Annotated in this window: 9 protein-coding genes; all 9 read left to right on the forward strand. The window is 59.8% G+C overall.

Going from position 1 to position 13,233, the window contains the following annotated elements:
- Positions 1-189: 189 nt before the first annotated feature.
- Positions 190-1,254: a pilus assembly protein PilM gene (locus AC1D2P_RS03580; RefSeq protein ID WP_109785372.1), complete on the forward strand. Its 1,065-nt coding sequence runs from the start codon at positions 190-192 to the stop codon at positions 1,252-1,254.
- Positions 1,254-1,820, forward strand: a complete 567-nt coding sequence (locus AC1D2P_RS03585; protein ID WP_477757267.1) for a PilN domain-containing protein — start codon at positions 1,254-1,256, stop codon at positions 1,818-1,820. Before AC1D2P_RS03580 ends, AC1D2P_RS03585 begins: the two co-directional genes overlap by 1 nt.
- Positions 1,817-2,440 (forward strand): type 4a pilus biogenesis protein PilO, encoded by a 624-nt coding sequence (gene pilO, locus AC1D2P_RS03590; RefSeq protein ID WP_109785373.1) that lies wholly within the window; start codon positions 1,817-1,819, stop codon positions 2,438-2,440. Before AC1D2P_RS03585 ends, pilO begins: the two co-directional genes overlap by 4 nt.
- Positions 2,437-2,964: a pilus assembly protein PilP gene (locus AC1D2P_RS03595; protein ID WP_477757268.1), complete on the forward strand. Its 528-nt coding sequence runs from the start codon at positions 2,437-2,439 to the stop codon at positions 2,962-2,964. Before pilO ends, AC1D2P_RS03595 begins: the two co-directional genes overlap by 4 nt.
- A 13-nt stretch (positions 2,965-2,977) precedes the next feature.
- Positions 2,978-5,041 (forward strand): type IV pilus secretin PilQ, encoded by a 2,064-nt coding sequence (locus AC1D2P_RS03600; RefSeq protein WP_046031169.1) that lies wholly within the window; start codon positions 2,978-2,980, stop codon positions 5,039-5,041.
- Between the two features lie 4 nt (positions 5,042-5,045).
- Positions 5,046-5,564, forward strand: coding sequence for a shikimate kinase AroK (gene aroK / locus AC1D2P_RS03605; RefSeq protein WP_046031168.1), 519 nt, complete (start codon positions 5,046-5,048; stop codon positions 5,562-5,564).
- A 150-nt stretch (positions 5,565-5,714) separates the two neighbouring features.
- The gene (gene aroB, locus AC1D2P_RS03610; RefSeq protein ID WP_046031167.1) at positions 5,715-6,815 is read left to right on the forward strand and encodes a 3-dehydroquinate synthase; all 1,101 of its coding nucleotides are present in this window, start codon (positions 5,715-5,717) and stop codon (positions 6,813-6,815) included.
- Between the two features lie 10 nt (positions 6,816-6,825).
- A complete protein-coding gene (locus AC1D2P_RS03615) occupies positions 6,826-8,415 on the forward strand; it encodes an AAA family ATPase (protein WP_109785374.1) in 1,590 nt (529 codons plus the stop codon).
- 350 nt (positions 8,416-8,765) lie between these two features.
- Complete coding sequence (gene gltB, locus AC1D2P_RS03620) at positions 8,766-13,211, forward strand: glutamate synthase large subunit (protein ID WP_477811312.1); 4,446 nt, start codon at positions 8,766-8,768, stop codon at positions 13,209-13,211.
- The last annotated feature ends 22 nt before the right edge of the window (positions 13,212-13,233 follow it).

A 13,233-nucleotide genomic window follows, 5' to 3' on the forward strand; every position in this document is an offset into this window, starting at 1 on the left:
AATGAATTAGGCATCAGGGTTCAGAAACAGGGAACGACCCGCGCTTGAAGTAAAAACCGGAAAAAAACGCTGGGCATTATAAGCATTTTTCGGCGAGGAGCGTCATTGGCGCTTCTGTCAAGACGGGGTGAATGAACGCAATGGATATTACAGAGTCCGTAAGACACGGATAGTCATAGGGAATTGGTAGTGCTAGGACTCTTCAATAAAAAATCCAACTCGTTGTTGGGGATCGACATCAGCTCGACATCGGTAAAGCTTCTGGAACTCAGCCGCCAGGGCGATCGCTATCGGGTCGAGGCCTACGCGGTAGAGCCGTTGCCTGCCAATGCCGTGGTCGAGAAAAATATCGCCGAACTCGAAGGCGTCGGGTTGGCGCTCTCGCGAGTGCTGCTCAAGGCCCGGACCAGCCTCAAGAGCGTGGCGGTGGCCGTGGCCGGTTCGGCGGTGATCACTAAGACCATCGAGATGGACGGCGGACTTTCCGACGACGAGTTGGAAAACCAGCTGAAGATCGAGGCCGATCAGTACATCCCCTATCCGCTGGATGAAGTCGCCATCGACTTCGAAGTCCAGGGCGTCTCTGCGCGTAACCCCGAGCGCGTCAGTGTATTGCTGGCGGCCTGCCGCAAGGAAAACGTCGAGGTCCGTGAAGCGGCGCTGGCCCTGGCCGGCCTGACTGCGCGCGTAGTCGATGTCGAGGCCTACGCACTGGAGCGTTCTTTCAGTTTGCTGTCGACGCAACTGCCCGCCCCTCGGGAGCACCTGACGGTCGCGGTGGTGGACATCGGCGCGACCATGACCACCCTCAGCGTGTTGTACGACGGGAAGATCATCTATACCCGCGAGCAATTGTTCGGCGGTCGGCAACTGACTGAGGAAATTCAGCGACGTTATGGTCTGACGGTCGAGCAGGCAGGGCTGGCGAAGAAGCAGGGCGGTTTGCCGGACGACTACGTCAGCGAAGTCTTGCAACCGTTTCGCGAGGCGCTGGTGCAACAGGTTTCACGCTCGTTGCAGTTCTTTTTTGCCTCCGGTCAGTACAACGCGGTCGACCACATTCTACTGGCCGGTGGCACGGCGTCGGTGCCGGGGCTTGACCGGTTGATCGAGCAGCGCCTGGGCACTTCCACTCAGGTGGCCAACCCGTTTTTGAACATGACCTTGAGCAGCAAAGTTAACGCCGGTGCCCTGCTCAGTGATGCGCCAGCCCTGATGATTGCGTGCGGGCTCGCCCTCAGGAGTTTCGACTGATGGCGCGGATCAATCTTTTACCCTGGCGCGAAGAACAGCGAGAAGAGCGTCGCAAACGCTTTTTGCTGGCGTTGGTCGGTGTGCTGGTTTACTCCGTAGGGGGGGTACTGGTCGCGGACCAGGTCATTAGCGGCGCCATCGATCGGCAAGCTGCCCGTAATGGGTATATCGCCAAACAGATTGCAGTAGTCGACGAGCGGATCGCCCAGATCAGTGACCTCAAAGCCCGCCGTCAGCAACTGGTCGAACGCATGCGAATCATTCAGGACCTGCAGGGCAACCGACCGATCAGTGGCCGGATCTTCGATCAATTGGCTCGCGCGCTGCCGGACGGCGTGTATTTCACCGAAGTGAAAATGGTCGGCAAAACCTTGTCCATCACCGGCGCTGCCGAGTCAAACAATCGCGTGTCGGATCTGATGCGCAATCTGGATGCGTCCGACTGGTTCGATGCCCCAAGCCTCACCGAGGTCAAAGCGACAACCGCCGGTCAGCTGGATCAGGCCAACGTTTTTCAACTGACCGTTCGTCAGACGCAGCCCGCAGCCGTGGAGGGCGATCAATGAGTCCGTCCCAATGGTTTGCAGGCCTGCGCAATGTTGATCTCAACGATCTGGACACCAGCAACATGGGGTCCTGGCCTCCGGCGATCAAGGTGTTGGTGGGTGTTCTGTTGATGCTGCTGGTGTTGGCACTCGGGTACACCTTTTACCTCAGTGACCTGCAAGACCAGCTCCATCTCAAGCGCGAGGAAGAACTGACCCTCAAGGAGCAGTTCGCCACCAAAGCCCGCATGGCCGCGAATCTGGAACTGTACACCCAGCAAATGAAGGAAATGGAGACCTCCTTCGGGGTGCTGCTGCGGCAATTGCCCAGCGATACCGAGGTCCCGGGTCTGCTGGAGGACATCACCCGCACCGGGCTCGGCAGTGGTCTGGAGTTTGAAGAGATCAAACTGTTGCCGGAAGTCACCCAGCCGTTCTACATCGAGCTGCCGATCCAGATCACGGTGACCGGTGCCTATCACGACCTGGCGACCTTCGTCAGTGGCGTGGCCGGGCTGCCCCGGATCGTTACGCTGCATGATTTCGACCTTGCTCCGGCCAATCCCGAAGGCGGTGCGAAGTTGCGCATGAGCATCCTGGCCAAGACCTATCGCTATAACGACAACGGGGCACAGAAATGAGCCCGGTTCGTTGTTTGTCGATGGTTGTTTTGTTTGCCAGCCTGACCGCATGTGACAACAGCAACGATGTCGGCGACCTGGATGCCTACCTGAACGAAGTGCGTCTGCGGGCTCCGGGCAAGATTGAACCAACGCCGACGTTTCGGTCTTATCCAACGTTCACCTACAGCGCTGCCAACCTGCGCAGTCCGTTTTTCCGGCAGGTCAGAGTGGACCTGGCTGGCCAGAAGCGCGGCTCGCGGAACGTCACGCCCGACCTCAATCGGGTCAAGCAGTACCTCGAAGGCTTCAACATCGAGCAGTTTGAAATGGTCGGCACGATTTCCAATGCCACCGGCTCCTTTGCGCTGTTGCGCGGGGCGGGCGGGGTGCATCGGCTGAAAGTCGGCGATTACCTGGGGCGTAACGATGGACGGATCGTCGCCATCAGCGGCTCCCAAGTCGATGTGATCGAAATCGTTCCCGATGGCGAGGGTGCCTGGCTGGAACGACCTCGGACCCTCCCTTTGAAAGAGCACTCATAGTGGAACTCGAATAATGAACAGGATTTTCTCAACCCTCGGTATTTCGCTATGGATAGCGTTGTTGCCGCCGATGGTGCTTGCGACCAACCTCAAAGCGCTGGATGTCGCCGCGCTACCGGGTGATCGCGTCGAGTTGAAGTTGTCTTTCGACGGGCCGCCACCAGCGCCCCACGGGTATACGACCGAACAACCGGCGCGGATTGCCCTGGACCTGCCCGGYGTGGTCAGTCAGCTGGCGAGCAAGAGTCGTGACCTGGGCGGCGGCAATGCCCGCAGTGCAACGGTGGTGGAGGCCCAGGACCGGACGCGGCTCATCATTAACCTGACGCAGTTGATGCCGTATAGCGCGAAGGTCGAAGGCAACAATCTGTTGGTGGTGGTCGGGCAGGGGGCCAATAGCAAGGCATTGAAACCGGCGGCGAGCGCCCCTCGCGTTGCGATGACAACGCCAGCACCGGCAAAAACCTACGCCCCGGCGAGCAAGGCTATTCGCGGCGTCGACTTCCAGCGCGGCACTCAGGGCGAAGGAAATGTGGTTATCGATCTGTCCGATCCGTCCATCGCACCAGACATCCGGGAACTCGACGGCAAAATTATCCTGGGTTTTGCCAGGACCCAATTGCCCGAGCAATTGCGCGTGCGGTTGGACGTCAAGGATTTCGGCACCCCGGTGCAGTTCGTCAACGCCAGCGCCACCGGCGACCGGGCCACAATCAGCATCGAGCCCGGCGGTACCTTCGACTACTCAACTTATCAGACGGACAACAAGCTGACTGTCAGCATCCGGGCGATGAGCGTCGAGGATCTGCAAAAACGCAACGCCGAGCGCATGGCCTATATCGGTGAAAAACTTTCGCTGAACTTCCAGGACATCGATGTGCGCTCGGTGCTGCAACTGATCGCCGACTTCACCAACCTCAATCTCGTGGCCAGCGATACCGTGCAGGGCGGTATCACCTTGCGGTTGCAGAATGTGCCGTGGGACCAGGCGCTGGATCTGGTGCTGAAAACCAAGGGGCTGGACAAACGCAAGATCGGCAATGTCCTGTTGGTGGCGCCTGCCGATGAAATCGCCGCCCGAGAGCGTCAGGAACTGGAATCGCAGAAGCAGATCGCCGAACTGGCGCCGTTGCGTCGGGAGCTATTGCAGGTCAATTACGCCAAGGCTGCTGATATCGCCAAGCTGTTTCAATCGGTGACCAGCGCCGACGCGAAAGCCGACGAGCGGGGCTCGATCACGGTGGATGAGCGGACCAACAACATCATTGCCTACCAGCCTCAGGATCGCCTCGATGAACTTCGGCGCATTGTTACGCAGCTGGATATCCCGGTGCGCCAGGTCATGATCGAAGCGCGAATCGTCGAAGCCAACGTCGATTACGACAAAAGCCTCGGCGCGCGCTGGGGTGGTTCGGTGCGCAATCAGGGTAACTGGAACACGTCCGGGGTCTCCAATGGTTCGTCGACTACCCCCAGCACCAACTCACCGTTTGTCGACCTGGGCGCGGCTGGCAATACGTCGGGCATCGGCATCGCATTCATCACCGACAATGTGTTGCTGGATCTGGAGCTGACGGCGATGGAGAAAACCGGCAACGGCGAAATTGTCTCGCAGCCCAAGGTTGTTACCTCCGACAAGGAAACCGCCAAAATCCTCAAGGGCACGGAGATTCCCTATCAGGAGGCCAGTTCCAGTGGCGCGACCTCGGTGTCATTCAAGGAGGCCTCGCTGTCTCTGGAAGTGACACCGCAGATCACGCCGGACAACCGGATCATCATGGAGGTCAAGGTCACCAAGGACGAACCGGACTACCTGAACAAAGTGCAGGATGTACCGCCGATCAAGAAAAACGAGGTCAATGCCAAGGTCCTGGTCAACGACGGCGAGACCATCGTTATTGGCGGCGTTTTCTCAAATACTCAAAGCAAGGTAGTAGATAAGGTGCCATTTCTTGGTGATGTGCCGTATCTTGGCCGCCTTTTCCGGCGTGACGTGGTTTCGGAGAAAAAATCCGAGCTGCTGGTATTTCTCACTCCGCGTATCATGAACAATCAGGCGATTGCTGTGAGTCATTGATTCTGTGCGAAATTTGATTCTTGTTGGACCGATGGGCGCTGGTAAAAGCACCATCGGCCGGTTGCTGGCCAAAGAGCTGCGCCTGCCGTTCAAAGATTCCGATAAGGAAATTGAATTGCGCACGGGCGCCAATATCCCGTGGATTTTCGATAAAGAAGGCGAGCCGGGCTTTCGTGACCGCGAGCAGGCGATGATTGCCGAGCTGTGCGGCTGCGACGGCGTGGTGTTGGCGACCGGTGGCGGCGCGGTGATGCGCGAAGCCAATCGTCGGGCGTTGCATGCCGGTGGTCGGGTGGTCTACTTGCATGCTTCTGTCGAGCAGCAAGTGGGTCGTACGGCCCGTGATCGCAATCGACCCTTGTTGCGTACCGCCGATCCAGCCAAGACCCTGCGGGATCTCTTGGCGATCCGCGATCCGCTTTATCGGGAAATCGCCGACCTGGTGATTGAAACCGATGAGCGGCCGCCGCGAATGGTGGTGCTCGACATTCTCGAGCGCTTGCAGCAGCTGCCGCCCCGTTAAAGCAGAGCGCGAAATGCGCTATCCTCGGCGTCCTGTCATGATCGCCCAAGGTTGTGGCGGAGGCTACCGAACGGCGTCGCACCAGCAGACGCCGTGGACATTCGATAACTCAAGGCAGGACGCCTGATTCCATCTTCACTGTGGGGACACATGCAGACACTCAAGGTCGATCTAGGCGAGCGCAGCTACCCGATTCACATTGGCGAAGGTTTGTTGGATCAACCCGAGCTGCTGGTCCCGCATATTCGTGGTCGGCAAGTAGCGATCATCTCCAACGAGACCGTAGCACCGCTCTACCTCGAGCGTCTGACCCGCAGTCTGGCGCAGTTCTCGGTGATTTCCGTGGTGCTGCCCGATGGCGAAGCCTTCAAGACCTGGGAAACCCTGCAACTGATTTTCGACGGTCTGCTGACCGCACGGCACGACCGCCGCACCACGGTGATCGCGCTCGGTGGCGGTGTGATTGGTGACATGGCCGGCTTTGCTGCCGCCTGCTACCAGCGCGGCGTCGATTTCATCCAGGTGCCGACCACGCTGCTGTCGCAAGTCGACTCTTCGGTCGGTGGCAAGACCGGTATCAACCATCCGCTGGGCAAGAACATGGTCGGCGCGTTCTATCAGCCGAACGTGGTGCTGATCGATACCGCGACCCTCAATACCCTGCCGGCCCGCGAACTGTCCGCCGGGCTTGCCGAAGTCATCAAGTACGGGCTGATCTGCGACGAGCCGTTCCTGACCTGGCTCGAAGAAAACGTTGATCGCCTGCGCGCCCTGGATCAAGTCGCCCTGACCTACGCCATCGAGCGCTCTTGCGCGGCCAAGGCGGCGGTGGTCGGTGCCGACGAGAAAGAGACCGGCGTGCGTGCCACATTGAACCTCGGTCATACGTTCGGTCACGCCATCGAAACCCATATGGGCTATGGTGTCTGGCTTCACGGTGAAGCGGTCGCTGCTGGCACCGTAATGGCGTTGGAAATGTCGGCGCGTCTGGGCTGGATCAGCGAGCAAGAGCGTGATCGTGGCATCCGCCTGTTCCAGCGTGCCGGACTGCCGGTCATTCCGCCTGAGGAAATGACCGAAGCCGATTTCCTTGAACACATGGCAATTGACAAGAAAGTGATCGACGGTCGTTTGCGCCTGGTGCTGCTGCGCCACATGGGCGAAGCGGTGGTGACCGACGATTATCCGAAAGAGATTTTACAGGCCACGCTGGGAGCGGATTACCGCGCCCTGGCTCAGCTTAAAGGTTAATAAGATCCCGATGACTAGTTTGCATGCCGACGAGGCTTTCCTCGGCCATTACCAGTTAAGTCATGACCCTTTTGCTCCACGGGTGCCTGGCTTCAAATTTTTCCCGGCCCAGCGCAAACCGGTGCTGGGGCAACTGCATCACCTGGCGCGTTACAGCCAGTTGCTGCTGGTGGTCACCGGTCCGCAAGGCAGTGGCAAGACCCTGTTGCGCCAGGCCCTGGTAGCCAGCACCAATAAGCAGTCGGTGCAGAGTGTTGTGGTTTCCGCTCGCGGTGCTGGCGATTCGGCGGGCATCTTGCGCCAGGTGGCTCAAGCGCTGAACGTCGAGCAAGCCGAGATCGGTGCAATCCTGGCGCAGGTGGTCCAACTGGCGTTGACCGGCCAGGAAGTCTATTTGCTGGTGGATGACGCCGAGCATCTCGACGAGTCCGCGCTGGAGGCCCTGATGGCCCTGGCCGCTGGCGCACCGGAAGGTCGTCCGCACGTTTTCCTGTTTGGCGAGTCGTCGCTGATCGCTCAACTTGAGGCGCTGAGCCTTGAGGAAGAGCGTTTTCACGTCATCGAATTGCAGCCTTACACCGAAGAAGAAACCCGCGAATACCTGGAGCAACGCCTCGAAGGCGCCGGCCGGGGTATCGAACTTTTCACCGCGGATCAGATCTCTGATATTCACGAAAGCTCCGACGGTTGGCCTGGCAACATCAACCAGGTCGCCCGCGATGCAATGATCGAAGCCATGATTGCCAGCCGCTCAGCGGTGAAGCGTCCAAGTATGGGGTTCAACATGCCGAAGAAACACGTGTTGGCGATTTCCGCCGTTGTCGTGGTCGCGGTAGCCGCCGCCTGGTTGATGCCGGGCCGCAGCAAAGCACCGACCACCGGCGCACCTGCCAACGAACAGGCACAACTGCCACTGGGTCAGGGGTCGCCACAACCTGGCGGCGGTGCGCCATCCGTCGAATTCGCCGGTAACTCGCAGCCGATGCCATTGCCGCTGGTCGGCAACTCGCAACCGGTCATGCGCGGTCCGTTGGCCGAAGCGGCCGGGGGCATCACTGAGGGCGACGACGGCGTGCCGGTCGAGGGTTCCAGCGCTACACCGCCAACCGTGACCACCGTCGCCCCGCCAGCGGGCATTCAGCCAGGGCCCGCACCGACGCCAGCCGCCAAACCGGTGCCTGCGCCGACCCAGGTAGCAACGGCCAAGCCTGCGCCAGTGCCTGTTGCCAAGCCTGCCGCGGCATCGGCGCCAGCCAAGCCCGCTGTAGCCGCCAAGCCTGCCGAGAAACCAGCCCCCGCTGCCAAGGCTGCTGGCGGCACGTGGTATGCCGGGCAACCGACGAGCAACTACGTGGTACAGATCCTCGGCACCAGCTCCGAAACGACTGCGCAAAACTTCGTGAAAGAACAGGGTGGCGAGTACCGTTATTTCAAGAAAGTCCTCAACGGCAAGCCGTTGTATGTCATCACCTACGGTAACTTCGCCAACCGCGATGCAGCCGTTACCGCTATCAAGGCCTTGCCAGCGAAGGTTCAGGCTGGTAAACCTTGGCCTCGCACTGTCGCCAGCGTCCAACAGGAACTGGCAACAACTCGCTGAAGATTCGGCGGCCTTACCCAGGCCGCCTCTCCAAGCACCTCAAAATTTCTACAAGTGCGCGCCGTCTCTACAGACTGCGTGCCTTGTGGTGTCTGCGTCACAGTAGTCTTTGAGTCGTTGCAGTCAAAATTAAAAAAGTTTTGACTAGCACAGCAGATCGCTTTAAACCTTTCACAAATGCGACATAGATTTGCGACATTTCGTCGTCAAATTTGTGAGCGTTAGTGTCGGTGTGTACAATGACCTCCCTTTTGCCCCCGCAAAGCTGGCATACGTTCGGCGCGGACGGTAACTGATTGAATTGAAAAGAAATTTGCCTCGGTAAGAGGCAGCCTGGTGAGAAAGTGTCTATGAAAGCAGGTCTGTACCAACCAGATGAATTCAAGGATAACTGCGGTTTCGGCCTGATAGCCCATATGCAGGGCGAGCCCAGTCATACCCTTTTGCAAACGGCCATCGAGGCCCTGACCTGCATGACCCACCGCGGTGGGATCAACGCCGACGGCAAGACCGGTGACGGTTGCGGTCTGCTGATTCAAAAGCCGGACGTGTTCCTGCGAGCGATCGCCCAGGAAACCTTCGGCGTCGAACTGCCCAAGCAATATGCGGTGGGCATGGTCTTCTTCAACCGGGACCCGGTCAAAGCCCAAGCCGCTCGCGAGAACATGAACCGCGAGATCCTGGCCGCTGGCCTGCAGCTCGTCGGCTGGCGCAAAGTGCCGATCGACACCAGCGTCCTCGGCCGCCTGGCCCTCGAGCGCCTGCCGCAGATCGAGCAGGTGTTCATCGGCGGTGAAGGCCTGAGCGATCAGGACATGGCCGTAAAGCTGTTCACGTCCCGTCGTCGCTCGTCCGTGGCCAACGCCGCCGACGTTGATCACTACGTTTGCAGCTTTTCGCACAAGACCATCATTTACAAAGGCCTGATGATGCCGGCGGATTTGACCGCCTTCTATCCAGACCTCAGTGACGAGCGCCTGCAAACCTCGATTTGCGTGTTCCACCAGCGCTTCTCCACCAACACCCTGCCGAAATGGCCGCTGGCTCAACCGTTCCGCTTCCTGGCGCACAACGGCGAGATCAACACCATCACCGGCAACCGCAACTGGGCCGTGGCCCGTCGCACCAAGTTCACCAACGACTTGATGGACCTGGAAGAACTCGGCCCACTGGTCAACCGCGTCGGTTCCGACTCCTCGAGCATGGACAACATGCTGGAGCTGATGGTCACCGGTGGCATCGACCTGTTCCGTGGCGTGCGGATGATCATTCCGCCAGCGTGGCAGAACGTCGAAACCATGGACCCGGACCTGCGTGCGTTCTACGAGTACAACTCGATGCACATGGAGCCGTGGGACGGCCCGGCCGGCGTGGTAATGACCGACGGTCGCTACGCGGTGTGCCTGCTCGACCGTAACGGTCTGCGTCCGGCGCGTTGGGTCACCACCAAGAACGGTTTCATCACCCTGGCCTCGGAAATCGGTGTCTGGAACTACCAGCCTGAAGACGTGATTGCCAAGGGCCGCGTTGGCCCGGGTCAGATCTTTGCCGTGGACACCGAAACCGGTCAGATCCTCGACACCGACGCGATCGACAACCGCTTGAAGTCCCGTCATCCATACAAGCAATGGCTGCGCAAGAATGCCCTGCGCATCCAGGCGACCATGGAAGACAACGACCACGGATCGGCGTTCTATGATGTCGACCAGCTCAAGCAGTACATGAAGATGTATCAGGTCACGTTCGAAGAGCGTGATCAGGTGCTGCGTCCGCTCGGCGAGCAAGGCTACGAAGCCGTGGGCTCGATGGGCGACGATACGCCGATGGCCGTGCTGTCCCAGCGCGTGCGCACGCCGTACGACTATTTCCGCCAGCAGTTCGCGCAGGTCACCAACCCGCCGATCGACCCGCTGCGTGAAGCCATCGTCATGTCGCTGGAGATCTGCCTTGGTGCCGAGCGCAACATCTTCCAGGAGTCGCCGGAACACGCTTCGCGCGTAATCCTCAGCTCGCCGGTCATTTCTCCGGCCAAGTGGCGCTCGCTGATGAACCTCGATCGTCCGGGCTTCGAGCGCGCGATCATTGACCTGAACTACGACGAAAGCGTCGGCCTCGAAGCGGCCATCCGCAACGTCGCCGATCAGGCTGAAGAAGCCGTGCGCTCCGGTCGTACCCAGGTCGTGCTGAGTGATCGTCACATTGCCCCGGGCAAGTTGCCGATCCACGCTTCGCTCGCCACCGGCGCGGTGCACCACCGCTTGACCGAAAAAGGCCTGCGTTGCGACTCCAACATCCTCGTGGAAACCGCGACCGCTCGCGACCCGCATCACTTCGCCGTGTTGATCGGTTTCGGCGCCTCCGCCGTCTATCCGTTCCTGGCCTACGAAGTGCTGGGCGACCTGATCCGTACCGGTGAAGTACTGGGCGACCTCTATGAGGTGTTCAAGAACTACCGTAAAGGCATCACTAAAGGTCTGCTGAAGATCCTGTCGAAGATGGGCATCTCGACCATCACCTCGTACCGCGGTGCGCAGTTGTTCGAGGCCATCGGCCTGTCTGAAGAAGTCTGCGAGCTGAGCTTCCGTGGCGTTCCGAGCCGCATCAAAGGTGCGCGTTTCGTCGACATCGAAGCCGAGCAGAAAGCCCTGGCCACTGAAGCCTGGAGCCCGCGCAAGCCAATCCAGCAAGGCGGCCTGCTGAAGTTCGTCCACGGTGGCGAATATCACGCGTACAACCCAGACGTGGTCAACACCCTGCAAGCCGCTGTGCAGCAAGGCGACTACAGCAAGTTCAAGGAATACACGTCGCTGGTGGACAACCGCCCGGTGTCGATGATCCGTGACATGTTCAAGGTCAAAACCCTGGACACACCGCTGGACATGAGCGAGATCGAACCGCTGGAATCGGTGCTCAAGCGCTTTGACTCCGCGGGCATTTCCCTCGGCGCCTTGTCGCCGGAAGCTCACGAAGCCCTGGCCGAAGCCATGAACCGCCTCGGTGCGCGTTCCAACTCCGGCGAAGGCGGCGAAGACCCGGCGCGCTACGGCACCATCAAGAGCTCGAAAATCAAGCAAGTGGCGACTGGCCGTTTCGGTGTGACCCCGGAATACCTGGTCAACGCTGAAGTGCTGCAGATCAAAGTCGCCCAGGGCGCCAAGCCCGGCGAAGGTGGTCAGTTGCCAGGTGGCAAGGTCAACGGTCTGATCGCCAAGCTGCGTTACGCGGTGCCGGGTGTGACCCTGATCTCGCCGCCACCGCACCACGACATCTATTCGATCGAAGACTTGTCGCAGCTGATTTTCGACCTGAAACAAGTCAACCCGAAGGCGCTGGTCTCGGTGAAGCTGGTGGCAGAAGCGGGCGTCGGCACCATCGCCGCCGGTGTGGCCAAGGCCTACGCGGACTTGATCACCATCTCGGGCTACGACGGCGGCACCGGTGCATCGCCGCTGACGTCGATCAAATACGCGGGCGCTCCGTGGGAACTCGGCCTGGCCGAAACCCACCAGACCCTGCGTGGCAACGACCTGCGTGGCAAAGTCCGGGTGCAGACCGACGGCGGCCTGAAAACCGGCCTCGACGTGATCAAGGCAGCGATCCTCGGCGCTGAAAGCTTCGGTTTCGGCACCGCGCCAATGATCGCGCTGGGTTGCAAATACCTGCGTATTTGCCACCTGAACAACTGCGCCACCGGCGTCGCGACTCAAAACGAGAAGCTGCGTAAAGATCACTACATCGGCACCGTCGACATGGTGGTGAATTTCTTCACCTACGTCGCCGAAGAAACCCGTGAGTGGCTGGCCAAGCTGGGCGTGCGCTCCCTCGAAGAGCTGATCGGTCGTACCGATCTGCTGGAAATCCTCGAAGGCCAGACCGCCAAGCAAAACCATCTGGACCTGACCCCGTTGCTTGGCAGCGATCACATCCCGGCAGACAAGCCACAATTCTGCCAGGTTGACCGCAACCCGCCGTTCGACAAGGGCTTGCTGGCCGAGAAAATGGTCGACCTGGCCACCTCGGCCATCAACGACATGAGCGGCGCCGATTTCGCCCTGGATATCTGCAACTGCGACCGTTCGATCGGCGCGCGGATCTCCGGTGAAATCGCTCGCAAACACGGCAACCAGGGCATGGCGAATGCGCCGATCACCTTCCGCTTCAAAGGGACGGCCGGTCAGAGCTTCGGTGTGTGGAACGCTGGCGGCCTGAACATGTACCTGGAAGGCGACGCCAACGACTACGTCGGCAAAGGCATGACCGGCGGCAAACTGGTCATCGTTCCGCCCAAGGGCAGCGTCTACAAGACTCAGGACAGTGCGATCATCGGTAACACCTGCCTGTACGGCGCCACAGGCGGCAAGCTGTTCGCCGCCGGCACCGCGGGCGAGCGTTTTGCCGTGCGTAACTCCGGTGCCCACACGGTTGTGGAAGGCACTGGCGATCACTGCTGCGAGTACATGACCGGTGGTTTCGTCTGCGTATTGGGCAAGACCGGTTACAACTTCGGCTCTGGCATGACCGGCGGTTTCGCCTACGTGCTCGACCAAGACAACACCTTTGTTGACCGGGTCAACCACGAACTGGTGGAAATCCAGCGGATCAGCGGCGAAGCGATGGAAGCCTATCGCAGCCACCTGCAACGCGTGCTGAACGAGTACGTSGMKGAAACCGACAGYGARTGGGGTCGTAACCTCGCTGAAAACCTCGATGACTACCTGCGTCGTTTCTGGTTGGTCAAGCCTAAGGCTGCCAACCTGAAATCGTTGCTYTCCAGCACTCGTGCCAACCCGCAGTGATATGCGCCTGAAGAGTTTGATG

The organism is Pseudomonas sp. P1_F1_2 (assembly GCF_056405815.1).

Bases quoted from the DNA above. Each gene is read 5' to 3' on its own strand.
- pilO (WP_109785373.1), top strand. From the start codon at position 1,817: ATGAGTCCGTCCCAATGGTTTGCAGGCCTGCGCAATGTTGATCTCAAC.
- aroB (WP_046031167.1), top strand. From the start codon at position 5,715: ATGCAGACACTCAAGGTCGATCTAGGCGAGCGCAGCTACCCGATTCAC.
- AC1D2P_RS03585 (WP_477757267.1), top strand. From the start codon at position 1,254: ATGGCGCGGATCAATCTTTTACCCTGGCGCGAAGAACAGCGAGAAGAG.
- AC1D2P_RS03615 (WP_109785374.1), top strand. From the start codon at position 6,826: ATGACTAGTTTGCATGCCGACGAGGCTTTCCTCGGCCATTACCAGTTA.
- AC1D2P_RS03595 (WP_477757268.1), top strand. From the start codon at position 2,437: ATGAGCCCGGTTCGTTGTTTGTCGATGGTTGTTTTGTTTGCCAGCCTG.